Source organism: Methanosarcina sp. UBA411 (assembly GCF_002495725.1).
Taxonomy (GTDB): Archaea; Halobacteriota; Methanosarcinia; order Methanosarcinales; family Methanosarcinaceae; genus Methanosarcina.
Genome location: NZ_DAGK01000002.1, coordinates 1 through 24,147, shown reverse-complemented (window position 1 = coordinate 24,147; position 24,147 = coordinate 1). Strand labels below are relative to the sequence as shown.

Annotated in this window: 22 protein-coding genes and 1 tRNA gene; 14 read left to right on the top strand and 9 right to left on the bottom strand. The window is 38.1% G+C overall.

Features of this window, described 5'->3' with window-relative positions:
* Positions 1-77 precede the first annotated feature (77 nt).
* A complete protein-coding gene (locus tag BP861_RS00475; protein ID WP_292371498.1) occupies positions 78-1,817 on the top strand; it encodes a DEAD/DEAH box helicase in 1,740 nt (579 codons plus the stop codon).
* Positions 1,818-1,990: 173 nt separating this feature from the next.
* Here the strand turns inward: BP861_RS00475 and BP861_RS00470 are convergent, their stop codons facing one another.
* Positions 1,991-2,353 (bottom strand): sulfite exporter TauE/SafE family protein, encoded by a 363-nt coding sequence (locus BP861_RS00470; protein ID WP_292371496.1) that lies wholly within the window; start codon positions 2,351-2,353, stop codon positions 1,991-1,993.
* 457 nt (positions 2,354-2,810) lie between these two features.
* A complete protein-coding gene (locus tag BP861_RS00465; protein WP_292371495.1) occupies positions 2,811-3,311 on the bottom strand; it encodes a metallophosphoesterase in 501 nt (166 codons plus the stop codon).
* Positions 3,312-3,781: 470 nt separating this feature from the next.
* Between BP861_RS00465 and queC the strand changes: the two genes are divergently transcribed.
* From queC to nifB, 5 genes are all read left to right on the top strand, one after another.
* Positions 3,782-4,477, top strand: coding sequence for a 7-cyano-7-deazaguanine synthase QueC (queC, locus tag BP861_RS00460; protein ID WP_292371493.1), 696 nt, complete (start codon positions 3,782-3,784; stop codon positions 4,475-4,477).
* A 71-nt stretch (positions 4,478-4,548) separates the two neighbouring features.
* On the top strand, positions 4,549-5,109 hold the full coding sequence (locus BP861_RS00455) for a DUF366 family protein (protein WP_292371491.1): 561 nt from the start codon (positions 4,549-4,551) through the stop codon (positions 5,107-5,109).
* Positions 5,109-5,876 (top strand): 7-carboxy-7-deazaguanine synthase QueE, encoded by a 768-nt coding sequence (locus tag BP861_RS00450; protein ID WP_292371489.1) that lies wholly within the window; start codon positions 5,109-5,111, stop codon positions 5,874-5,876. Before BP861_RS00455 ends, BP861_RS00450 begins: the two co-directional genes overlap by 1 nt.
* An 83-nt stretch (positions 5,877-5,959) precedes the next feature.
* Positions 5,960-6,313, top strand: a complete 354-nt coding sequence (gene queD, locus BP861_RS00445) for a 6-carboxytetrahydropterin synthase QueD (protein ID WP_292371487.1) — start codon at positions 5,960-5,962, stop codon at positions 6,311-6,313.
* A gap of 335 nt (positions 6,314-6,648) precedes the next feature.
* Positions 6,649-7,617, top strand: a complete 969-nt coding sequence (gene nifB / locus BP861_RS00440; protein ID WP_292371485.1) for a nitrogenase cofactor biosynthesis protein NifB — start codon at positions 6,649-6,651, stop codon at positions 7,615-7,617.
* A 174-nt stretch (positions 7,618-7,791) separates the two neighbouring features.
* On the opposite strand, the gene BP861_RS00435 is transcribed toward nifB, so the two are convergent.
* On the bottom strand, positions 7,792-7,965 hold the full coding sequence (locus BP861_RS00435) for a 4Fe-4S binding protein (RefSeq protein ID WP_292371483.1): 174 nt from the start codon (positions 7,963-7,965) through the stop codon (positions 7,792-7,794).
* A gap of 417 nt (positions 7,966-8,382) precedes the next feature.
* On the opposite strand from BP861_RS00435, the gene BP861_RS00430 reads away from it, so the two are divergent.
* A complete protein-coding gene (locus BP861_RS00430) occupies positions 8,383-9,363 on the top strand; it encodes a methanogenesis marker 2 protein (protein WP_292371481.1) in 981 nt (326 codons plus the stop codon).
* A 280-nt stretch (positions 9,364-9,643) separates the two neighbouring features.
* On the opposite strand, the gene BP861_RS00425 is transcribed toward BP861_RS00430, so the two are convergent.
* Entirely contained in the window at positions 9,644-9,952 is a 309-nt protein-coding gene (locus BP861_RS00425) for a hypothetical protein (RefSeq protein WP_292371479.1), read from the bottom strand.
* 768 nt (positions 9,953-10,720) lie between these two features.
* On the opposite strand from BP861_RS00425, the gene BP861_RS00420 reads away from it, so the two are divergent.
* The 5 genes from BP861_RS00420 (at position 10,721) to BP861_RS16070 (ending at position 15,330) form a co-directional block, all read left to right on the top strand.
* Entirely contained in the window at positions 10,721-11,035 is a 315-nt protein-coding gene (locus tag BP861_RS00420) for a DUF5611 family protein (RefSeq protein WP_292371477.1), read from the top strand.
* Positions 11,036-11,102: 67 nt separating this feature from the next.
* Positions 11,103-11,615 (top strand): chorismate--pyruvate lyase family protein, encoded by a 513-nt coding sequence (locus tag BP861_RS00415; protein WP_292371476.1) that lies wholly within the window; start codon positions 11,103-11,105, stop codon positions 11,613-11,615.
* Positions 11,616-11,812: 197 nt separating this feature from the next.
* A tRNA-Thr gene (locus BP861_RS00410) sits at positions 11,813-11,884 on the top strand.
* A 1,159-nt stretch (positions 11,885-13,043) separates the two neighbouring features.
* Positions 13,044-14,885, top strand: coding sequence for a PKD domain-containing protein (locus tag BP861_RS00405; RefSeq protein WP_292371475.1), 1,842 nt, complete (start codon positions 13,044-13,046; stop codon positions 14,883-14,885).
* A gap of 325 nt (positions 14,886-15,210) precedes the next feature.
* Positions 15,211-15,330 carry a DDE-type integrase/transposase/recombinase gene (locus tag BP861_RS16070; RefSeq protein WP_394339153.1) on the top strand — a complete coding sequence of 40 codons (120 nt, stop codon included), beginning with the start codon at positions 15,211-15,213 and terminating at the stop codon, positions 15,328-15,330.
* A 505-nt stretch (positions 15,331-15,835) separates the two neighbouring features.
* On the opposite strand, the gene BP861_RS00395 is transcribed toward BP861_RS16070, so the two are convergent.
* Positions 15,836-16,183 (bottom strand): hypothetical protein, encoded by a 348-nt coding sequence (locus BP861_RS00395; RefSeq protein WP_292371474.1) that lies wholly within the window; start codon positions 16,181-16,183, stop codon positions 15,836-15,838.
* A gap of 283 nt (positions 16,184-16,466) precedes the next feature.
* Here BP861_RS00395 and BP861_RS00390 point away from each other — a divergent pair, with 283 nt between their 5' ends.
* A complete protein-coding gene (locus BP861_RS00390) occupies positions 16,467-17,354 on the top strand; it encodes a DHH family phosphoesterase (RefSeq protein ID WP_292371473.1) in 888 nt (295 codons plus the stop codon).
* Between the two features lie 343 nt (positions 17,355-17,697).
* Positions 17,698-18,018, top strand: a complete 321-nt coding sequence (locus BP861_RS00385) for a hypothetical protein (protein ID WP_292371472.1) — start codon at positions 17,698-17,700, stop codon at positions 18,016-18,018.
* A gap of 427 nt (positions 18,019-18,445) precedes the next feature.
* Here BP861_RS00385 and BP861_RS00380 read toward each other — a convergent pair whose 3' ends face one another.
* From BP861_RS00380 to BP861_RS00365, 4 genes are all read right to left on the bottom strand, one after another.
* Positions 18,446-19,681 carry a TIGR04279 domain-containing protein gene (locus BP861_RS00380; RefSeq protein WP_292371471.1) on the bottom strand — a complete coding sequence of 412 codons (1,236 nt, stop codon included), beginning with the start codon at positions 19,679-19,681 and terminating at the stop codon, positions 18,446-18,448.
* Between the two features lie 265 nt (positions 19,682-19,946).
* Positions 19,947-20,822 (bottom strand): hypothetical protein, encoded by an 876-nt coding sequence (locus BP861_RS00375; protein WP_292371470.1) that lies wholly within the window; start codon positions 20,820-20,822, stop codon positions 19,947-19,949.
* A gap of 340 nt (positions 20,823-21,162) precedes the next feature.
* Positions 21,163-22,242 (bottom strand): hypothetical protein, encoded by a 1,080-nt coding sequence (locus tag BP861_RS00370; protein ID WP_292371469.1) that lies wholly within the window; start codon positions 22,240-22,242, stop codon positions 21,163-21,165.
* A gap of 342 nt (positions 22,243-22,584) precedes the next feature.
* The coding region (locus tag BP861_RS00365) for a TIGR04279 domain-containing protein (RefSeq protein ID WP_292371468.1) at positions 22,585-24,147 on the bottom strand (1,563 nt) is incomplete at its 5' end.

The following is a 24,147-nucleotide window of genomic DNA, read 5'->3' as shown; positions in this document are numbered from 1 at the left end:
GGTATGCGGCAGAGTATATATGTAGCAGACCTGCAAGTTGCACGATCTGTAAAAATTGTCAATATTTGAGTGAGTACATGGAAAAACTAGCAAAATTTAAGGCATTGGGGCTTTCAGACAGTACGTTAAAAGCCCTAAAAAAGAAAGGGTTTGAAGAACCAACCCCAATTCAGGAAAAGGTCATCCCGCTTTTTTTGAAAGGAGAATGTGATATTATAGGGCAAGCTCAGACAGGAACCGGGAAAACAACGGCTTTCGGAGCCCCCATTATAGAAAAAATTCCGGAGAAATCAGGAAAGGTGCAGGCAATAGTCCTGACCCCTACTAGAGAACTGGCAATCCAGGTTTCAGAAGAACTCAATTCCCTGAAAGGGGATAAGAAGTTGCACATCGTTCCAATTTATGGGGGACAGTCCATGACCCAGCAGCTCAGGATGCTGAAAAGTGGAGTTGACATCGTTGTGGGAACTCCGGGAAGGGTCATTGACCACCTTGAGAGGAAGAGTTTGAACCTTGAGGACATTGGATATTTTGTGCTAGATGAAGCCGACGAAATGCTTAACATGGGCTTTATTGACGATATTAAGGAAATTCTAAAGGCAACCGGGCCTGATAAGCGAATGCTTTTCTTTTCAGCTACAATGCCAAAACCGATCCTTGGGATCATCAAGAAATATATGAAGAATTATGAGCATGTTGCCATTGATAAAGAAGAGCTTGATGCAAACCTCACCGAGCAGATTTATTTCGAAGTCCGGGAAAATGACAAATTCGAAGCTCTGTGCAGAATTATCGATATTGAAGATGAATTCTACGGGCTTGTATTCTGCAGAACAAAAACTGATACTGCCCAGCTCGCCCAGAAGCTTGGAGATCGGGGTTATGCAGCCGATGCCCTGCACGGCGACCTTTCCCAGCATGAAAGGGAGAAAATTCTTAACAGGTTCAGAAAACAAAAAATAAACATCCTCGCAGCAACCGATGTTGCAGCTCGGGGTATCGATATCATGGATCTGACCCATGTAATCAACTATTCCCTGCCTCAAGACCCTGAATCCTACGTGCACAGGATAGGAAGAACAGGTCGAGCAGGAAAGCAGGGAACTGCAATCACTTTTGTTACATCCACGGAATACAGGCGGCTCACCTACATAAAAAAGACATCAAAGTCCGAAATGAAGAGAGGGCGGATTCCCGAGATAAAAGATGTAATAAAAGCCAAGAGGGCAAGAGTAAAAGCCGAACTCGAGGAGACTATAAAATCAGAGGAATATGGCGACTGCCTTGAGATGAGTGAAAAGCTTCTTGAGGAATACCCAGCTGAAAAGATCCTGGCTGCTCTCCTGAAGTATTCTTTTAAGGAAATGTTCGATGAAAGCATGTATGCAGAGATCTCCGGAAGTTCATATGTCGATCGGAAAGGCAAAACCAGGCTTTTCATCGCAATTGGGAAAGCCGACGGCATGACTCCTGAGAAGCTGTGCGAGTTCCTACAGGAAGAAACAGGAGAAAGCGACCTGAAAATAAGGGATGCAGAAATTTTCCCTCACTTTTCCTTCGTAACCTTACCCTTTGCCCAGGCTTCAGCCTTGCTCGAAATCTTCAAAGACAAAAAGAGAGGCCGAAAGCCCTTTGTGGAACTTGCCCAGAAATCAAAGGGAAGAAGCTCAAAGAATGCTGGCGAATATCGCAGTGGAACTCGTAACGGCTATCGGAATGATTCTCGGAATGATTCTCAAAGTGATTCTCGCAATACGAATAGAAGAGATTATACGAGAGATACACGAACTGCGAAGAAAAAATACTCTTCATATTAATTTTATTCCTTTTTCAGGAGCTCTGGGGCTTCAAGGCTTCAGAGGTTCCTACAAATTATGAGGGTATAGTTTACCGGGGTTTATCACCTTTTTTCCGATTTATGTTGAATCATAATAGACCAATTTTGTCTAAGTTAAATAATTACTGACACTCTTGGTAAGTATTAAAATTCTTATTTTCCCAAATAAGTTTTTATTCCTACTAAAATAACAAATATGCCGAAAGCCTTCCTTAATACCTCAAGTGGAAGCATGTTTGCTAATTGTGCTCCGAATTTGGCACTAATAACCATAGCAATACAGATGACTATACCTGCATATACGTCAGTATATCCTCTTTTATAATACTCAAGAAATGCAAGTATGCCAACAGGTGGAAGCAGTGCGATTAGAGAAGTTCCCTGTGCCTTTAATTGAGAAAATCCTTGTAAAAAGATTAGTGCAGGAATAATTATAACCCCACCACCAATCCCAAATAATCCGCTTAAAATACCTGCTGCAGCACCAATCAGTAAATAAATTATTAAGTCTTCCATAAAGCTATACACTCCGCATATCTAAAGAAATATTGTTAAATCTAAAACAAACAATGTTTTAAATTTTCAGATATTTCTGTTGTAATATTGAAATGACGATAAGGTTAAGACCATCATTTTATTTTTTTTATGTTTATCGGTTCAAATTATATGGTTCAAAATTATGTATTACTTAAGGTGATTGACCTAATAAATCAATAGCATTAAACCTTCAATCATATAAGATATGCATAACAGTATTGAATGCTGCTGATTCCACGCTGTTACAACTTTTTTAGGGTATGCAGTCTTTCTGAGTAAACAACCTTTAATAAGAAATGTTTCAGACAAGGTTGAAATGGAAACTGCGTGAGAGCTTATACATTCCGGCATTACCCCCAGATAACTATAATCGGTTCACCGAGTCAAAAGTATCAAAAGAATCCAAAGCACGCTAAAAAATAAGAAAGAAATAAAATCAGTCAAAGTCAAGCTGAATTATCTCAACATTAAGGTTTGCAATCTCAAGTATTGCAACTGTTGACTTTCCGGAAAGCACACCTGAAGATTCCCCTGGATTTATAACAGGAACCCCTTCTATTATTTTGACATCTGGATCATGGGTATGACCCCGGACTACTACATCAAAATCTCCTGATTTGGCAAGCGCTTTGACCAGGGCCTCATTTGTCCCATGAAGAAGGGCAATATGCAGTCCGTCAATTATCAGATCTCCAAAATTTCCACAGGAGGTAGCTCCTATTTCCTCAAACCATTTTGTAAGTGTTACTTTATCTCCATCATTGTTTCCGAATACAAAGTAAAGTTTTGGCTCCAATTCCTTAAAGGCTCTTGCAGTAAATGGAGAAACGATATCTCCGGCATGTAGCACGGCTTTTACCTTTTTTTCATTAAAAAGTTTTACCGCTTTCCGGATAGCATTCATGTTGTCGTGTGAGTCCGAAATAATTCCAATCAAGTATTCCCACCTCTTCGATTAGCTTTCCCTATTCAATATATAGTGCTGTTTGCTAAAAAGAATTCGGTAAAACAGATTTTTTAGAGCCTTCTCCAAGAATTGAAATTTTATAAGTAGAGTTCTTGAATTAGGTTTTAGAGCAGTAGTTTTTAAATTTAAGGCTTAAATTTAAACCTTAATTGGAGCTACCGTTCCCACTTACACTTGGAATTAATCTGGAGCAACACATATTCACAAGCCGATTCTTGAGACCCATTAAGAAGACAGCTACGTTTAAATATGAGTTGCCAATATTATTGGAGTATTCTCTGGAGAATATCCCAAGAATCTTTGAAGAATAAACTTCGGTAATCCTAAAAAGTAAACTCAATAAAATTTCCTGTTGAAATTTGACAACAATCTTTATTTCTTTTGATTTTAATTCGTGAGTTAAAATCGTGAGTTATATAACGTTTAACTAGTGAGTAAAAATGAAAGCTATAACCCTCCTGAGTAGCGGGCTTGATTCAGTTGCGGCTCTCGCAATCGCAGCGGAAGATCTTGACATTGAGATGGCTATTACTTTTGATTATGGACAGAGGGCAAGAGAGAGGGAAATTGAGTACTCACAAAAGGTATGCGAATATTTCGGAATTGAACACAGGATCATAAAACTGGACTGGCTTTCGGAAATAACTTCTACCTCTCTAGTTAACAGGGATGTTGAAGTCCCATCCTTATCGCTTGAGGACATTGACAAAGCGGCCCCTTCAGAAATTACAGACTCCTCAGCAAAAGCTGTCTGGGTTCCTAACCGAAACGGGGTAATGCTCAATATTACAGGAAGCTTTGCCGAAAGCAGGGGATGTGATTACCTTGTAGTAGGCTTTAATGGGGAAGAGGCAGGCACTTTCCCTGACAATTCTCTTGCCTACGTGCAGGCAATGGACAGAGCTTTTTCTTACTCCACTCAAAATGGGGTAAAAATACTAGCTCCTCTAATCGAACTTGGAAAAACCGAAATCGTTAGAAGAGCTCTCGAAGCAAAAGCTCCTCTTGAGTACAGCTGGAGTTGCTATCAAGGAGGAAAAATTCCCTGCGGAAAATGCGAAAGCTGCGTGCGCAGGGCACGTGCGTTTAAGAACGCAGGTGTAAAAGACCCTCTTCTGGAGAGGCTTGGACTCTGATCTAAAAAATTCGGATCAGATGTCGATAAAGTACATTAAAGAATTACAGAAAAACTTGCAGAGAGAATTCTATGAAATGCATTGTTTTACCTGAGAAATTTGATTATGACGGGAGCCAGATTTCCTCTCTCTGGGCCTACAACAGTTTTGGAGTTCAAGAAGACTCGGTTGTAGTTTTTAGAGGAGCCTGCGACGTAAAAATCGAGCACATGATCGACCTTGAAGACCGACGAGCAAACGAATCAATCTGGTCCGAAGATATGGTAAGTTTCATTATAGAACACTTTGATTCTACGGACCTGAAACTTATCTATGCGCGGCAGCGTCTTTTTACAGCTCTTGTAAGAGAACACCTTGCAGATCTCGGAGTGAAGACAACACGGGAAGGAGATGATCTTTTCCTGAAAGGAAAGAAACTGACAGTCTCGATTGCCAGTACCTCTGCAGTTTCCCAGAAGATCCACTTCGGTATCAATGTCTCTCATGACATATACGGAAATCTGAAAGAGGCCGGGATAGGAGAAGACAAAATGGTTGCAAGCTTCATGCAGGCTGTAGGAGAAGCCTACGTCCGCGAGTTTGAAGATATAGAAAAAGACCTGAGAAAGTCCAGGCCTCTGGGGGTTGTATAATGGCATCTTCGGATTTTATGTCGGCCCCTATAAGGGAGGTTTTCTGTTCTGTGCAGGGCGAGGGTCCGTATGTAGGAGCAAGGCAGGCTTTTGTCCGCTTTTCTGGCTGCAACCTCAATTGCAATTACTGTGATACGGACTTTGCAAACCCCGGAACATGTGATTATGAACAGGTTGAAGGGAGCGGAAGTTTTGAGAAAATTAAAAACCCTGTGAGTATCGGCCAGCTCGAAGCTATAATGAAGCCTTTCAAAAAGCTCCATTCAGTCTCCCTGACAGGAGGAGAACCTCTTCTGCATGCGGATTTCATAGATAAGTTGAATTTAGACTCGCCGCTTTACCTTGAGTCCAATATGACCCTTCCTGAGCAGGCCAGAAAGCTTACTGAAAAGGTAACTTACGTGTCTGGCGACTTCAAACTTCCCGAATCACTCCGGGGTATAGGATCTGAAGTCCGGGAAGCACATATGGAAAATACTGTAGAGTGCTTCAGGCTGCTGAGAAAAAACCATTCAAGGGATTGCTTTTGCAAGATTGTTGTAGATAGCAACACAGAATTAGAAACTGTAACTCCAGCCGTGGAAGCTATAGCCCCTTACGTATCCTGTGTAATCCTCCAGCCTGAAACCCCTATTGGACGCGATGTAATGAATCCGCAATCTATACAGGCATCCGTACAGAATATTATGGGACTGCAGAAAAACCTGCTTGAAATCATAGACACACGAGTTATCCCCCAGACTCACAGGATGTGGGGTTGTCTATAATCGGAATTAAAGAAAACAAAGAACGCACTGAAGTGCCGAAATAAAAGCTTGAAAAACATTTTATTGAAAACGGAGTGTATCAGATGACAAAAATGAGATTAGGTGTTATTGACTACATTGATAGTGCACATTACCTTCCAGGGCACGGAAAATGCGGAAGAGTACACGGTCATACTTATAAAATTGAAGTTCTAGTAGAAGGAGAAGTTAGGGAAAATGGAATGGTCATCGACTTTTACGATCTGAAGAAGGGAATCAAGGAAACTCTTAAAGAATACGACCATATCCTGTTAAATGAAATCCTTGAATTTCCAAGTTCCGAACACCTCTGCCAGCATATTCACTCACGCCTACTGGAGAGATTTGGCTTTCCGCTTCAGGTCAGGGTTTGGGAAGGAGAAGGCAAATGGTGCGAAATGGACAATTTCTCTGAATAAGGAAAACTGAAAACGTTTATCCTGAGAATTTTTAGAATATTTATAATCATTCCCGCAACTTTTTCCGGAAATTTCTTTGAGATTTGAGTTCATTGAGATATTAATTCATTGAGATTGTTATCTTATGCTGGGTTTTTATATGTTTAAAGATATTTTAATATGAATATTAATTTTGAAACTGCAGGAACCTAAGGAAGGATACTAAAATTCTCCTAGATTCCAGAATGATTCAAAATGTATATCAAGGGGTGTATCGTAAATTGGGGTAGACATCCTGAAATCCCCTGTATTGAGGTTCTATTATACTTTTAAACTCCGAATGGAGGAGAACATATTTGCCAGAAGAAAACAATCCTATAACTGAGATCAACAGCCCCAAATTTGAAGAGGAGCTCCTGAGAAAAATTGCCGACCATCCCTGCTATGACAGGAAAGCCCAGCATAAGTACGGGAGAATTCACCTGGCTGTGGCTCCTTCATGTAATATCCAATGTAATTTCTGCGTCAGGGAGTTTGACTGCGTAAATGAAAGCCGCCCAGGGGTTACGAGTAAGGTTCTTACTCCGCAGGAAGCCCTTGAAAAGACAAGGCAGGTCCTAAATGACTATCCTTTTATCAAGGTTGTCGGAATTGCAGGCCCTGGCGACCCTCTTGCCAATAAAGAGACCTTTGAGACCTTTGAACTGATAAAAAAAGAGTTTCCGGAACTTACACTATGTATGAGTACAAACGGGGTCCTGCTTCCCGAAAAGCTGAATGACATTTTGCGCGTAGGAGTCTCTACATTAACGGTAACACTAAACGCAATCGACCCAGAGATTCAGGCAAAAATCGTGGATCATGTAATTTATCATGGAAAGATCTACAAGGGAATCGAAGGCGCGAAAATCCAAATAAAGAACCAGCTTGAGGGCATCAAAGCAGCTGTAGACGCAGGAATTGTAGTCAAAGTAAATACCGTGCTCATCCCTGGCATTAATGACAAACATGTGGTTGAGATTGCCAGAAAAGTCAATGAACTCGGGGTCTATATAATGAATATCATGCCCCTTATTAACCAGGGAGCTTTTGCAAACATTGAGCCACCTACTGCAGAAGAAAGAAAAGCTGCCCAGCAGGCGTGTGAACCTTATGTCTTGCAGATGCGCCACTGCAGGCAGTGCAGAGCTGATGCTTACGGACTCCTTGCTCAGGATATGTCGCAGATGAGCGAAGAGCGTAGAAAACTAATAAAAATCCAGACAAAAGAGGATATTGAAAGAGCAAGAAAAATCCTTAAGGAAAACGGAAAGCAAAAAGCTTGAAATAAGCAGGGATTCTCAGTCTAAGAATTACATTCCAATAGGAGGAGTAATTTTTAGCTCCAGAATTGAAAAACACTTTTAACTAAGAGTTCAGGATCAAATGAAAAGACGGAGTAGAGTTACTCCGCTTCTCATATCCATTTTAAAAACGTGCCTTAAATTCTACTTATAATATTAATCAATTGTGATTGCGTTGTTTGGGCAGGCGTCTTCACATGCACCGCAATCAAGGCATTCGTTTTCATCAACAACTGCAATATCATCATTGAGAGAAATTGCAGCTGCTGGGCATTCATCTACACAAGTTCCACAGCCTGTACAGGAATCGGCATCAACTTTTGCTACCATTTTTGTCAATCCTTTTTATTAGTATATAATTTTTATATATTAGAAATTGTATTAGATTGCCTTAATAGGATAGATATATTTAATAAAAAGCTGTCGCTTCTTTTTTGTAAAACAAGAATAAAAAAGATAAAGGATTAACGGAATATGTACTCACAAAATATCTCAGGATTCTTTCACAGGAGAAGGTTCGTAATCTATCTGAGGTTATCGATAGCTTACTAATAAGGTTATCTGTATTACTGATATTTATCTGTATTACTGATATATTTCCATATTCGTACTACTGATTACTTATATGTGTTTATTGTCATACTTGTATTTATAGAATTGAAATTCTCATATCATACTATATTAAAATATTCTTATTTATACTACTGTAATAGTTTTATTTATTTAAAAACAAAAGGAAGCTTGACATTGAACCTTGAAGAGCTCGCAGAAAGGATAAAAAACTTCGAAGGGGTTACCCGAAAAAAGCAGATTGAGGGCATTGTTTCTATTTTCGAAGCCGTCCGTCCAGAGTATCAGAACGCGATCGTTGATTTTGGAGACGATGCGGCAGTTATCGATATCGGAGGAGACGATGTTATCCTCTTTGCAGCAGATGGTATCTGGGGAAGGCTACTGGATGCCAGTCCTTGGTGGGCAGGCTATGGAGCTGTAGTAGTTAATGTAAACGATATAGCAGCAATGGGAGGTAAGCCTCTTGCTATGGTAGATATCGCTTCCTCGAACTCCGAGATGGCCTGTAAGGAACTCATGGAAGGTTTGGCTGAAGGGGTCAGGAAGTTCGGGGTTCCGGTTGTAGGCGGGCACGTCCATCCTGATACTGAGTATAATTCCATTTCCGTTGCTATTATCGGGATAGTGAAGAAAGATTGTGTTATCCGGAGTGATACCGCTCGACCCGGAGACTTTGTTATTGCAGCTTATGATATGGATGGAAAAATAGGGCCAAATTCACCTTATAGCTGGGATACTACATCGTTTAAAGCCCCGGCAGTGATCAGGCAGAGCTATCTTGTAACCCAGGAAATTGCGACACGAAAACTTGCTACTGCAGGTAAAGACATAAGTAATCCCGGGCTTATAGGGACACTTGGGATGCTTTGTGAAACAAGCAGAGTTGGCGCAGCTGTAGACCTTGAAAAAGTCCCGAAACCTGACAACGTGGATTTTGAACAATGGCTAAAAGTACACCCCGGAACAGGCTACGTATTTACAGCAGATCCGGAAAAGGCCGAAGAATGCATAAAGGTTTTTGAAGAAGCTGGGCTTACAGCTGCCATTATCGGAAAAATTGAAGCTGGCTCTAAACTCGATATGTATGATAAAACAGATAGAGTTACGGTATTTGATTTCTCAAGGGAAAGCATTACAGGCATATGTTCCGAATAATCGGAACCTTCCTGCCCGTATTTTCTTTTTAATACCTTTTATCTCATGACATTTTTTATCTTTTAAGTTTAATCTTTTAAGTTTAATCTTTTAAGTTTAATCTTTTAAAATTTAATTCTTTAAGTTTATCTCTGCGTTTTCTTCAAAAAAGATTAATTTATTGTTTTTTTCAATCCGGAATTTTTTGTTCTCCAGGTTACTGGCCTGAAGAAATTTAACCGGATTGAGAAAGCTTAAAGTGATTACTTGAGATTTAACCGAATTTAGAAAATTTAACGGGTTACTGGCCTTCTATCCAGGCTTTCATTTCTTCATAGAGGAATTTCTCAGCAGCCTGAACCTTTTCCAGAGGACCACGGAGAACCAGTAGTTCTCTTTCTTCACTGTTTGCTACGCCTACGAACATCTTCCTAGTTACAGGCTCAAGTCCGAACTCTTCAACAATGTCGTAAATAATAGACACAACGGTGCCTGGAGGGATTATAAGGTCATAGAGTTCTTCAATTTTCAGATCACCGCATTCTTTATCCTTTTCTTTCTCAAGTTGCTTTGCGGCAACTAATTCTTCCAGATTAAGTGTCTTATGCATCCTGGGATCACCTTTATAATTCTTTTGCTTATAATTTCTATCAATTTCTTATAGCTTCTATAAAAGAGAAGCAGATTTAGTCAGACAGGTTTTTGTTTGCTCATTGTTAAAGCAGTGAATTAAATAATCAAATTAAATGGTCAGATATGTCAGGCAGTTAATCAGGCTTCTGTTTGTATCAACTTATGATAGGTATAATCATATTTATGATTGATTCTTGCGAGCATTATCTATTTCGGGGTTGAATATTCAACTAATAAAACTATCGTGAAACTATACAATTATGCCACAAAACTCAATAAGTTAGATTACAATTCGATCTTTAATTTCATACTAATCTCTGAAATTGAAACTCTAGATAAAGCTACAGAAAAAATAGAGAAACTGTGGCTAATATCAGGTAAAATATTATATATCTCGAATAAAATGGAACTCTCTTAAAGAGAATATAGGGGAAATCCGCATTCAAATTTGTGTGGTATTGATTGAATTTATTCAAATTCATATTAAATTAATGACCAATGTTAAATATTAGCAGAACTGAATTATTAGAGATATATTATAGAAAATCGTGTCTTTTCCTTACTTGACAAAATGTACTGGAGTGTAACGAAATGCGCTAGATGTAAGGAAAATGTACTGGAATATTGGAAATATAATGGTAAGTAAGGGAATGTAAGGGAAAGGTTCTAAGCAAATCGATTCTAAGCAAACTTTATCTGAGATGAAAATCTCTTATAGATGAAAATCTCTTATAAGAGGATAGCAATGCAGCAGTATAAATTGAAGCGTGGTTTTAAGCCTGATGTTGACAGGATTTACTCTGTAATGACAGAGTGTTTTCCCGGGGAAATCTCCAGAAATGAAGGAGTCCTTGAGACCTCCTTTGGAGCAATGTCAAAGATAAAAGTCTGGATTGAGAATAAAATGCTCTCTGTGGACACAGTTTCCGATAAAACCGTAAATGATAATGAAATTGTCCTGCAGACTAATAAGGCCTTCAGGGATTTCCTATATAAGGCGACTGGATATACGGCAAAAGAGCGCATAAAGAATGCCAAGAAAGAAGTCGGAGGGGAGTAAAACTCCTAACGACTTAATCCTGTTTTGAAATTTTTACCACCTGGCATCCCTACCTTGAGGTATCTTTTTGAGTGGCGATTTTCTAGACAAATTGAAGAGCTTTGAGATTCCCACCTGCCTGCGTGTCTGCTGCGGAACCGACGGCTCTGTGACTTTCCTGCTGGAGATAATGACCCGAAAGCCGGTAAGTGTAATAACTGAGTCCCAGTATACCGTTAAGGCTGACAAAGCGATGGCTGCCCTTCTTGGCGTGGAAGAAGGCAGTGAGGTAAACGACAGGGTAGTCCGGCTCTCCGCAGGGGGCACGACTTTTGTTTATGCAAGATCCCTTTCTCCTTTGGAACGCATGCCTGATACAATGAGAGAACAGCTCATGCGGGCGGACATCCCGATTGGTCGGATTCTGCGCAGCCATAACCTTGAGACAAGGCGCGACATGGGTGAGCTCGAAATTCTGGAGGGAGAACCAACCTTCTGCGGCATACCTATCCTTTCCCGCTCCTATAAGATCGTCCACAACAACTACATTCTCATGTGGATCAACGAGCGCTTCCCGATCGATGACCGTTGGAATTTATAAAGGAAATCTCAGGAAATGACAAGCTAAGCAATAAAATCGGAACAAAATGACCTTTTTCAAGCAAGTTTCCTCAATTTATTTAAAATGAAGCTGTATCTTTTTTAGCAGTTTGGAGAAAAATCTCCATTTTTCTTGCTGTCAGTCGAAACCTTTATATCTCTGCTGTGATATTTTGGAGATGCTCTTAGAGCAACAGTGCCTTGGTGGCTTAGGGGTATAGCGCGTCCTTGGTAAGGACGAGGTCGCGGGTTCAAATCCCGCCCGAGGCTTTTTACTTTTTTAATTTATCTTTTAATCTCTTATATATTTTAGATTCAAAGCTTATTTTTGCAGAAGATATTTGGGTGATAGTGATCATTTTAGATTAAACATTTTTTCATTTTTATAGAATCTTTCCATATCAGTGTTAAAACTAAGATATTAAGATATAGAATGCTAATTTTGGACAATAGATATGCATTTAGAATTTCCTCAATTAAGGTACCTCTAAAAACAAATTTTTTAGAGAAATAATCCATAATAATCTTTTAAATAGATAAATGATCGAGATTAAAACTTTGTTTATTCACGATTTATGTTTATTTGTAACTAAGGCATTTAATGTCATTTTCATTCATACAAAATTCAATTTTGAAGGCGAGGGAAAAACGATATTTAATCAATTAATTGAAGCATTTAAGCTCTCTAAATGGCAAATAAATTGTTTAATGAATGTACCTTAATTGGGGAAGTACTGACATTATATTTAATTGGGTAAATAAGGCTTAATACTCCTTAAAAACTAAACAAGAAAGAATGAATTCTTTACATATCTTTTTCAATCTTGAATGCCTAAGCCTGTCTAGGTCATTATTGCTATTTGAAACAGCCTAAATAATATTGTTTGACATAGATGATGTAAGTCTGGTTTGTCTAAGAAAATTCTTATTATTAAAAATACGCTCTAATATGTGCAAAACATAAAAGTGTAGGGTAAATAAGAGGTAATGGGCGGGGAAGGATAACCCCGCCTTGGCTTGAGTGGGGTCAGGGAGCAAATAAGACCTGACCCCGATGATGGCAGACCAAACCTAGGAAATAGGTCTGCATACTAATATCACTGTTCAAAATATTTAAGCGTTTTTACTATCTGCTTTTCAGAAACATTAGGATTCATTTTGTTTGTTGGAACGCTAGTTAAGTAGCGTGAATGATCTCAATGAAGATGTAGAAACATTTTCTTTTTTACGTTTATGATAATTCAGGCTTAAAAGTTCCGGAAGCATCTAGACCTTCAATCATTAAAAAAATATTCATTCTTTCTTTAAAATAGTTAAACAAAGCTCATTTTTAGAAAATTTTAATCCAAGTATAAAAACTTAAGTATGTTTTCTAAATATTGAATAATGGAGTTAAAACTCCTGAGTTATAATGTAGAGGTGAATAAAAATGAATAAAACAAAGACTCTATGTAAGATAAGTTTAGTTTCAATAGCTCTAATCTTACTTTTGGTCTCATCTGCGGCATTAGCAGCTACTGAGAATGATACCGGAAACGCCACTATAAAAGATGATTACGTTCCGTCTACAGCCTTGGCAACTGCTGAAAAAAGCGCTTCGCTTCAGACCACTGAAACTAAGATAAGTACCAGCGGATTCGCACACAATCCTGCTATCTACGGTAATAAAATAGTATGGGAAGATCGGTTCGATGGATACGATATCTACATGTATGATCTTTCCAGTAAAAAGGAAACTCAAATAACCACCACTGGGCACTCAGGCATAAATCCTGTCATTTATGGTGATAGAATAGTATACTCTAGCTACGGAGGTTCGGAAATATACATGTATGATCTTACCACTAATAAGGAAACTCAAATAATCACTAGCGGACACGGAGACAATCCTGCAATCTATGGTAACAGGATAGTATGGGAAGATTATCGCAGCGGAAACGCCGATATCTACATGTATGATCTTTCCACTAAAAAGGAAACTCAGATAACCAGCAGTCCAGATGCTCAGACGCATCCTGCGATTTATGGTGACAGGATAGTATGGGAGGATGATGGCGGTGAGGATGATGGTTGGGCAAATCATGGCATCTATATGCACGACATCTCCACTAATAAGAAAATGAAAATTAGTGCCACTGGATCAGCATGGGACCCTGCTATTTACGGTAACAAGATAGTATGGCAATATCAACGCAATGGAAACGGTGATATCTACATGTATGATCTTTCCACTAAAAAGGAAACTCAGATAACTAGCAGTGCAGATTTCCAGGCACGTCCTGCAATCTATGGGAATAGGATAGTGTGGGAGGATGATGGTGGAGATGATGATGGTTGGGCAAATCATGGTATCTATATGCACGACATCTCCACTAATAAGAAAATGAAAATTAGTGCCGGTGGATTAGCATATTGGCCTGCTATTTACGATAACAAAATAGTATGGGGATATTCAATTGATGCTGGAGAAGAAAATATTTACATGGCCACTGTTTCAGAACCGGAACCAATACCACCTGTTGCTGCATTTTCTGCCTCTCCAACTTCTGGAAATGCTCCACTGAAAGTTCAGTTTACTGACAAGAGTGCCAATAGTCCAACTTCCTGGAAATGGAGTTTCGGAGATGGAACATATTCAACAGACCAGAATCCGGCGCACACTTACAACAAACAAGGAAAATATACTATCTCCTTGACTGTAAAGAATGCAAAAGGAAGCAATACGGTTACAAAGTCCAGCCACATAAATGTTGCAGCTCCATTGAAGTCTCCCGTTGCTGCATTTTCTGCCTCTCCAACTTCTGGAAATGCTCCATTGAAAGTTCAGTTTACTGACAAGAGTACAGGAACTCCGACAAAGTGGAAATGGAGTTTCGGGGATGGAACGTATTCAACATCCAAAAATCCCGCACACACATATAGTAAGGCAGGAAAGTATACAGTGTCACTCACATCAAGCAACTCGGCTGGAAGCAACACATTAAAAAAATCAGGTTATATAAATGTTGCAGCTCCATTAAAGGCTCCAGTTGCTGCATTCTCAGCTTCTCCAAGGTCAGGAAAAGCTCCACTGAAAGTTCAGTTTACTGACAAGAGCGCCAATAGTCCAACTTCCTGGAAATGGAGCTTCGGAGATGGAACATATTCAACATCCAAAAATCCTGCACACACATATAATAAGGCAGGAAAGTATACTGTCAAACTGACAGTAAAGAATGCTAAGGGTAGTAATACTAAAACCATATCTGGCTATATTGTAGCCAAAAAATGAATCGAGTAAAATAATTAAAACATCAGGAGGATTAGAGAGGAGTGGGGAGAGCTTTTTAAATCATTTAGTAGAGGGCATTTCATTAGAGGTTCTATTGCAAAAAATTATGAAACGAATTCACTAAAATAAGTAGGAACTTAGAAATATATATTATGCCAGTAAATTCCTTTAAATGAAGCATATGAAGAGGAAATTATCCTATTGAAACGTAAGATGGTACTTAAAGTATGCATTAAGCTACAGATATTTTAAGGAAATGATGGCAGAAAGGAGAATAACAGTCGATCATACAACAATCATGAGATCGGTACATCAATAAGACCCAATGAATGTTTCATGGAGAGTTGATGAGACTTATATAAATGTAAAATGCGAATGGAGATATCTTTACAGAGCAGTTGACTCTGATGGAAACGCAATCTATTTCATGCTAAGTGCAAAATGAAATAGAAAAGCTACAAAGAAATTTCTTAAGAAAGCTTTGAGTTCAAAATACAATGATTCTGAGAAAAACAACAGTTGATAAAAATAAATATTGTCCTCTTGTTATACATGAACTGAAATATGAAAAGAAGTCGTTTTTGTCTAAAAATGTTGAGATTAGACACTTAAAATGTTTGAATAACATTATAGAACAATATGGCAGGCTATTAAGTGGATACTTGCTCCAATGCTAAGCTTTCAGTCTTTTTGTTCTTCAAGTAAGACTTTAAAATGGACTGAAGCTTTGAATTTGATTAAAAAAGGACAAATCAAGAATCTAAACTATTCAGGTTTTGTCACTTATCTATGAAGCATAGACTCAATCATAAAACTCTAAAAATAAAACTACTGATAATCGAAAATAAGAGTGCTACTCTACCTATCATTCATGTTGTCAACTAGTTTTCTGCGGCATTCTATATAAATTAAGGTAAAATAAGAAAAAGTTTAGAGATTAACTTATTCATTTAATCTAGTTCTTCTTCCTCTTCAAGATTCATGAATTCTTCATAACAGGTGATACAGATACATTTATCGTCTGAGGATATTTCTTTAAAGTCTATCTTGGGCCCACCAGGTTTTACGGTTCCCATCCTTAGTATATAGAAGTGCTCGCCTAATTCGACTGGCTGTCCACACCTCGAACATGTAAAGGGTGGATTCTCAACTGAATCAGCTGCACACTCAATGCATATCAGATCGGACTTATCTCCATGAACGTCCTTGAATTTTATTGGTTTCATATCCTGACTAGTATCCACAACCAGCACATCTTCTAGCAATTCCCTACCACAAATATTGCAAAATTCCTTCATTTTGTCGCCCCCTTATTGTGTTTCCTCTATTCTCAAGAGGATTTCTTCCCGAAATTATCTACTAAGCCTTCATATGTTTTTTAGCGTCTCCGCTTTTCACCCCACTTTCCTCCTTTTTTCTTATACTATACTTATATCGAACTAATATTTAAAAATATTTTTATCTAAATATAACCACTTGATGCAGTATTTTCCACATCGAGTTTTCTTTAAATATATCTTGAAATGAACTATGCAGTAGAATACATGATAGTGAAATCCTGTAAAATAAGGGGAATTGAAAATGATAGATGATAAACGCATGATTTTAATTTATTATCATGATGATAATGACGGGTGCTGTGCAGCTGCTGTCGCTGGAAACTACTATGACCGTAATCAATTTGCCATAAAATTTGTTGCTATAAATTATGGTAAAGAATCTTGGAGTGAGGATGAAATAAAGGCAGCCGAAAAAGTATGGCTTGTTGACTTTACCAGCGATAAGATGGATGAATTCGTAAAGGTTTGCGGGCCTAAACTGATCTGGATTGATCATCACAAGACCGCTGTGGAGAAATTTCCGGATCTTTGGTATTCGAGTAGTATTCCAGGCATTCGTTCCCTTGAAAATGCAGCCTGTATACTTACATGGGAGTTCACACATCCTGAGGACATTTCGTCTCCTGTAGCTGTAGCTTATATCGGGGATAAGGATATGTGGAGGTTTGAATATCCTGAGACCAGAGCTTTCAGTGCAGGCTTCAGTCTAATGGTTAAAACCCCTGATAATCCTGTATGGGATCAACTTCTTGGTTTGAATTATGAGAATACTGTAAATAAAATGATATCCCTCGGTGAATTGCTCTTGGAGGCTCAAAATTACAAACTCCAGAAAGCCTTCGATCGTGGTGTAAATTTCACTTTCCATAACTGGAGGGCCAGGCTTGTAAACACTACCGGGAACATCTCCGAGCTTGGAGAATTCATCTACAAGAAACCTGAATATGATATTGCTATTATGTGGCAGGCCGTAGAGGATATGGTAGTATTCAGCCTTAGGTCTGATTCAGAAAATCCTGATTCTCCTGATTGTGCCAAAATTGCTCAGCTTTATGGTGGAGGAGGACATAGGAATGCTGCTGGGTTCCAGAAAAAAAATGTAGACTTTCCACACCTTCTTTTTACATAAATCAAAGCCTTGTAAGTGAAGACATAATCTGTTTTTATATGACATTTTGCTGTCTACGCGTCACTAAGGCAATTATTCTATTTTTGTTTTTTAGTGTGAAGTTTAAAAATCCCTAAGTCCTTGGAACTGTCCAACGACTTCTTTTAGTAATTATCAAAATTTCCAAACTTTGAGGACTTTTGATCCTTCCGTACTATACAAAATCTAATGTGATTTTTTCCAAATATAATTTATTCATATCTGGTATTTTAGAAAAGTATTTATATTTTAAAACTACCATGTTTAATAAAATTAGTCCGTATATGTAAATAATATTACTTGCTATTGACTTGGGGGTTAGTTTATGTTTAAATATATAATTCAGTTCTATAATATGAAAGGCTTGACTAAATGCCCTTTAAAGCAAGGTCTGGTTTATCTAATAAGTAATTTTGAGAAAGTGAAATTTAATCCCCTTTACTGGTTTACCCTGCCAGGTTCTATTCTCTGGTCTGGTGGGTTATACATAGGCTTCTGTTTATTACGGACTTATTCTCTTGGCGAAAGCCTTGCCTTCGGGCCGACGGTTTTGATGGTTATGAGTTCCTTTATAGGGATGGGTATGACTTTTACCGGAATTTTGCTCCACTCTATCTCGGGTTTATTAAGGCATCTACATGAATAAACTGTGAACTCAAAATGACTAATCCTAACTCCAAAAATTTACTCAATAGCTCTTTCCTGTAATGGATTTTTCAGCCACGAATAGCTTTTCAATAGTTTTTTTGCCGCGGATGTTTTCTTCTATGTGTTTTTTTGCCAAATTAAAAATAAAAAGATCATTGACTGAGAAACCTATTGAGTAATTGTGGTTTGAAACTATAAATTTAAGATTTTACAAGTTAAAAATAGTGAAAAAACCGCAATATAAAAGTGAAAAAATCAAAAATTAAGGGTTCTATAAAAGAACCCATTTTTCAGGCCTTTAACCCTTTTCCGTTTTTTAGAGTTTTAACCTGTTAGATTTTACCTTTTATTTTCTACTGATAATTCAGATTCTAACTCTGTTTCCAGAATCCTGAATTTATGTCAGCTTCTGAGTACTTCTCCAGTTATATTGGTGAAGTTCCGGCTGTGCATATGGTCAGTTCTTTCTGGTCTATGCCTACAAGGCCTTTACCTTTTTCATAGGCGCCTGTAAAGAGGAGGTAGTCTCCTGGCTGGAGGTCGAAGGTTGTCAGGGAAAGAGCATCCTGGTTCTTCTCACCTATGCTTATAGTACCGTTGCCTTCTCCAATAATAGTCTGGATTTCGTTTGTAAGTTCACTCTTACTTAACTTGGACTTATAATTTGTGGAGTTAATGCACAGGTCATTGACAAGATCGATATCGTTAACGAAAATTTCTGTTCCGTCTCTCGTTCCGTCGCTGCTGACGCTTATTTCAGCTTTATAAGCCTCTTTCTTTATCAGCATGGCACCGTATGTGTATTCTCCACCAGCGGGTGCATCTTCCAGGCACATCTCAACGTCAAGGTTATCTCCTTCTTCAAATGTGTCAACTGCATCTGTTTCTAGTTTGTAGTTGACTACTTCAAAGGCGGTTGCTGACAGAACTTTCTTTTCGGCGCTGAATTTTTTCTTTTCAGTTTTATCCTTTTTATCTTCGTTGTCAGCAAGTGTTATGAGGATGCCGTAACTCCCTGGTTCAAGACAGTCAAAGGTAAGCGGTCCAGTCAGGTCACCATTCTTATCCAGAGTTGCGCATGTTTTGGTGTAAGAATTCGTGCCCTCGTTAAAAACTTCTTCAAGGCTTTTGCTCTCGTTATCCACAAGGTCAATGGCCTCTTCGATGGAATTCACACCAATTCCTTTGACAAGATAAACATTCACTTCCTGCTTCTTAAAGGCTGAAGGACCATTATAGTCCATTGTCACTTTCTGGTCTTCAGTATAAAATGGATGTGTGGAGTAAGGGTACGTAAATTCCAGTTCAGTGTCTTTCTCCTTGTCTGACTTTGGTTTTGTGTTGGGCTTTATCTCTGGATTTAGTTTCAGTGTAGTTCCGTCCCTCTCCAGGGTATCCGTCCCACAGTAACTAAAGCTAAGAGGTTGTGGAAGCTGGATTTCTTTTCCTCCACTGAGTTGAATCCAGCCACCTTCAGTTTGGCTGTCATCGTGATCTGCAAAAAGAACATTATCTCCATTTTTCTCGATAGATGCAACCCAGAGTCCCTTTTCGGAAACAGCTGCTGATACCGAAATAAGTGCGAAAATGCAGATTAAAACCGCGAAGGTTAATTTACATCTTCTGAGACTTATCTCATTTGTTTCTATTTTTTTCTTCAATAGTTACACCCCTAAATTAACATTTATTGTTTTATCCCGGATTTTTGCTATATATTTTTTACTTTTGTTTATTATCTACTTTATTAATTATTAAGCTTTCATCCGCGAATTTCTTTTTTAATAAATTTCTCTTTTAATTAAATTAATTATCATTCATATATTTTATCTACAAGAGATGTCTACTATTAATATGTATTTATAGTTTATCGAAATACTATTCAAAATATTATATTAATTAATGTATCTAAATCTATTTACTAATTTTTTACGACTTCCTTATTTTCAAATAAACTAAGAATAATATTAATCCAACTAATATTCCTGCTATCCATACTTTCTTCGATTTCGTGTCAAAGGAGCTTCCAATAAATTTCTTTTCATTGGAAGTGTTTTTTTCCTTTACTTTTTCTTCGTTTACTCCATCGGTTGTTTTCCCAGTTTTCTTCTCATTTGTTTCCTCGGCTTTTATATCTCTCGAATTTATTCCCGAAGAAGTTGTTTCCGAAGGCTGTAATTTTATCTGTTTTGTAATATCTCCAACTTTTACTTCAAAATCGCCTGCTGGTATAGACTTAGTATTATATTGATAGCTTAGACTTCCTTCAGAATCTACCTCTATCTCTTGCATGGCTTTTATCTTGAGCTTTACCTCAGAACCAGTTGACTTTCCGTCTATCCTGATCTGATATGTTCCTGGAGGTACAGTTTTCTGGGATACGGTAGCAGTGCCATCTTTTGTCTCTGCACTTTTAGTTAGCCACAGGAGCATCTTTGCTCTCACATTTAAGTCTTCGACTCCTTCCGCTTGCACGGTAAAGCTGTTGTCGAAGCCAGAGGGAATAACTACATTTTCAAGTGTGTACTCGTATTTTCCGTCCTGAACTTCTACCTCTTTTTCAAAGGTTACTACCACTTTTGCCGTCTCACCCTCAAAACCGTTCCCTTTTATCTCCATTATATCCCCCACAGCGGGATTTTCTGGGTCAAGTTCCCAGCTGCTTGAGGCAGATGCTGCTCCGGGAGATATAATCAGGAACAGGCAAACAGAAAGCAAAAACAGTAATCTCAAACTTTCCTTATTCTTAGGGTTTTTGATTAATGTAAGAACGGGCTTTAATATCTTAGTTTCTTCAGGAAGCAATTTTTCTAACCTCTCATCTTGGTATTCTTTTGACTAGAAAGGCTATTGTCCATTGGAATAGGTGTTAATAAAAAACTGTATTATACCTGGACTAATCATAACTAGTCTATACAGATATAAAGACAAATGATAAAACTAGTTTATATATTTTGCTTTTTAATATTTATCACCGTCTGCAGTAAAACATATTTTCGTATTCATGTTTTCGTGTCCGGGTATATGGAGAAAGGGTTGTAACTTTCGACATCCTTTCTCTCAATCTCTTTTTTAAGTTATCCTGTTTTTGTTAAAGCAGGATGGAGATTCTCCATCCTGGCTTTCTGGGTTTATTTTATTGCTTTTACTTCCATTTTCTCAGTACAGCAAGCCCTATCAGGAGTGTTCCTGCAAAACCTAACATGAAGGAGGGAACTTTTGGAGGATTTCTTACCATTTCTGTTAATGTTTTTGCCTTAATGTGCGGCTTGATCTCTTCGAATATGAATGTTTTTGGATTTTCTAGAATGGACTTAATTCCCATTAGCGAAGATACTTTATTTTTCATTAAAGATATGTTATCCCCAATATTATTCTCAGAGCTGGATTTCAAGCCCGATCTGTGTGAGTTTCCATTGGATTCCTTCATCTGTTCCTGGTCTTTATCTCCAAGGCTTGCATTATCTTCTTTTTCACTTGAATTCTGTTCCGTAGAAGAGTTTGCTTCCGAAGGCAGGCTTTCATTATTTTGTTCTTCACTCACATTCTGTTCCGTAGAAGAGTTTATTTCCGAAGGCAGGATTTTTGAAGGCCGTAATTCAATCTGCTTTGTAATGCCTTCGACTTTTACTTCAAAATCTCCAGCCGGTATAGACTTAGTACTATATAGATAGCTTAGACTTCCTTCAGAGTCTATATCTATCTCTTGCATAGCTGTTATTTTGAGTTTTACGTCAGAACCAGTTGCCTTTCCATCGATCCTGATCTGATATTTCCCTGAAGGAACACTTGTTTGGGAAACGGTAGCAGTGCCATCTTTTGCCTTTGCACTTTTAGTTGTCCATATGAGCATCTTTGCTCTTACATTTAAGTCCTCGACTCCTTCTGCTTGCACGGTAAAGCTGTTATAGGAACTGGAGGGAATTACTATATCTTCAAGTATGTACTCATATTTTCCATTCTGAACTTCCACCTCTTTTTCAAAGGTTACTACCACTTTCGCCGTCTCACCCTCAAAACCGTTCCCTTTTATCTCCATTATATCCCCCACAGCAGGATTTTCGGGGATAAATTCCCAGCTGCTTGAGGCAGCTGCTGCTCCGGGAGATATAATCAGGAACAGGAAAACAGAAAGCAAAAACAGTAATCTCAAACTTTCCTTATTTTTAGGGTCTTTGATAAATGTAAAAACTGGCTTTAATATCTTAGTTTCGTCAGGAAGCAATTTTTCTAACCTCTCATCTTGGTATTCTTTTGACTAGAAAGGCTATTGTCCATTGGAATAGATGTTAATAAAGAACTGTATTTTATGCCTGGACTAATTATAAAAATTCTATACAGATATAAAGACAAATGATAAAACTAGTTTATATATTTTGCTTTTTAGTATTTAGGACCGTCTGCAGCAAAACATACCTTCGTATTCAGATTTTTGCATCCAGGCATAGGGAGAAAGGACTGTAACTTTCTACATCCTTTCTCTCAATCTTTTTTTAAAGTTTTCCTGTTTTTGTTAAAACAGGATGGAGAATCTCCATCCTGGCTTTCTGGATTTATTTTATTGCTTTTACTTCCATTTTCTCAGTACAGCAAGCCCTATCAGGAGTGTTCCTGCAAAACCTAAAAGGAAGGAGGGAACTTTTGGTGGATTTTTCACCATTTCTACCAATGAGTTTGCTTGAATGTATGGCTTTACATCCTCCAATATGAATGATTTTGGGTTTTCTAGAATGGACTTAATTCCCATAAGCGGAGAGACTTTGAATTTCAGTGATGAGTTACTATCGAATGTATTTTCTGAGCTGGATCTCACGCCCAATCCATATTTATTTTCAGCGGATATCCTCAACTCTTTCTGGGCTATACCTGCTAGACCTTCACTATTTTCATAGGCGCCTGTAAGAAGCAGATAGTCTCCTGGGGGAAGGTCGAGACTTTTCAGGGAGAGGGTGTCCTGGTTCTTCTCTCCTATACTTATAGTACCATTACCCTCTCCAATAAGGGTCTGGATTTCGTTCTTAAGTTCATCTTTTTCATTTTTGGATTCAGACTTCATCAAACTAGTTTCCAAACTCTTTATAATGTCAACACCGTTCACGACAGGTCTGACTCCAACTGTCATCCAGCTTGGATTCTTACTTTCAGACACTGTATAGGCATCATCTTTTATCAGTACAGCCCAGTAGGTATAATTCTTCTGAGCAGGTGCATTCTTCAGATTCAGGTTGACTTCTAAGTCTTCACCTTCCGTGAGTGTATGCGGAGCTCCGGCTTCCATTTCGTATTCGAGTACTTCAAAATAGTTTGCTAAAAGAATCTCTTTTTCCGATTCAAGATTTTCCGTTTCGTTTCCTGCAAGGGTTATAATAATCCAGTAGTTGCCAGCTTGAAGAGGGCCCAGTGTCAGGGGAGTGAGGTCTCCGTCTTTGTTCAAAGTCGCAGGTATCTGAATGTAAGATTCTGTATTATTATTGAAGATATCTTCGAAGCTAATCATGCTCCCATTCATGTTGCTTGAAATCTCTTTTTCTGGAACGTTCGAGTTGCGTTCCTTGACAAGATATATATCAACATTCTGCTGTCCGAAAGCCTCAGGGCCATTATAGTTTAACTTCAAGCTCTCTTTTACGGTATAAAATGAATGAATAGAATAGGGATATGACAGTATGAAGTTCAGATTGTTCCAGCTATTTTTCTCTGTTTTTATTTCAGGTATTACTGACTCATTTCCTTGGCTGTCTGTCCAGTTATATACTTTTATCTCCGTATTTACTTCCTGATTTCCTAGACTTGTCATCCAACTGGAAACGTTCACTTCAGTTTTCACTACCTTACATTCCACAATTTTTGTGCCATTACATGTTTTGATTTTTGATTCTTTTTTAACTTCATTAATATCTTTGCTGACTGCTCGGTCTATTGTTTTTATTTTTTGTATTTCTTTTTTTGATTCATTGCTCACTTCGGTAATATCTTTGTCGATTGTTCTGTTTATGGTTTTTACTCTTAATTTATGGTTAGATTTATCACTTTTTTCTTCAATTTTGTTTTCTACATTTTCGGGACTTTTTTCTTCTCCTGTTTGTGTTTCTGTATTGTTTGTATCAGTCTGTGTTTCTGTATTGTTTGT

Excerpts from the sequence above, each read along its gene's own strand:
- BP861_RS00475 (WP_292371498.1), top strand. The coding sequence starts at position 78 with ATGGAAAAACTAGCAAAATTTAAGGCATTGGGGCTTTCAGACAGTACG.
- BP861_RS00470 (WP_292371496.1), bottom strand. The coding sequence starts at position 2,353 with ATGGAAGACTTAATAATTTATTTACTGATTGGTGCTGCAGCAGGTATT.
- queC (WP_292371493.1), top strand. The coding sequence starts at position 3,782 with ATGAAAGCTATAACCCTCCTGAGTAGCGGGCTTGATTCAGTTGCGGCT.
- BP861_RS00455 (WP_292371491.1), top strand. The coding sequence starts at position 4,549 with ATGAAATGCATTGTTTTACCTGAGAAATTTGATTATGACGGGAGCCAG.
- BP861_RS00450 (WP_292371489.1), top strand. The coding sequence starts at position 5,109 with ATGGCATCTTCGGATTTTATGTCGGCCCCTATAAGGGAGGTTTTCTGT.
- queD (WP_292371487.1), top strand. The coding sequence starts at position 5,960 with ATGACAAAAATGAGATTAGGTGTTATTGACTACATTGATAGTGCACAT.
- BP861_RS00435 (WP_292371483.1), bottom strand. The coding sequence starts at position 7,965 with ATGGTAGCAAAAGTTGATGCCGATTCCTGTACAGGCTGTGGAACTTGT.
- BP861_RS00425 (WP_292371479.1), bottom strand. The coding sequence starts at position 9,952 with ATGCATAAGACACTTAATCTGGAAGAATTAGTTGCCGCAAAGCAACTT.
- BP861_RS00420 (WP_292371477.1), top strand. The coding sequence starts at position 10,721 with ATGCAGCAGTATAAATTGAAGCGTGGTTTTAAGCCTGATGTTGACAGG.
- BP861_RS00405 (WP_292371475.1), top strand. The coding sequence starts at position 13,044 with ATGAATAAAACAAAGACTCTATGTAAGATAAGTTTAGTTTCAATAGCT.
- BP861_RS16070 (WP_394339153.1), top strand. The coding sequence starts at position 15,211 with ATGAATGTTTCATGGAGAGTTGATGAGACTTATATAAATGTAAAATGC.
- BP861_RS00395 (WP_292371474.1), bottom strand. The coding sequence starts at position 16,183 with ATGAAGGAATTTTGCAATATTTGTGGTAGGGAATTGCTAGAAGATGTG.
- BP861_RS00390 (WP_292371473.1), top strand. The coding sequence starts at position 16,467 with ATGATAGATGATAAACGCATGATTTTAATTTATTATCATGATGATAAT.
- BP861_RS00385 (WP_292371472.1), top strand. The coding sequence starts at position 17,698 with ATGTTTAAATATATAATTCAGTTCTATAATATGAAAGGCTTGACTAAA.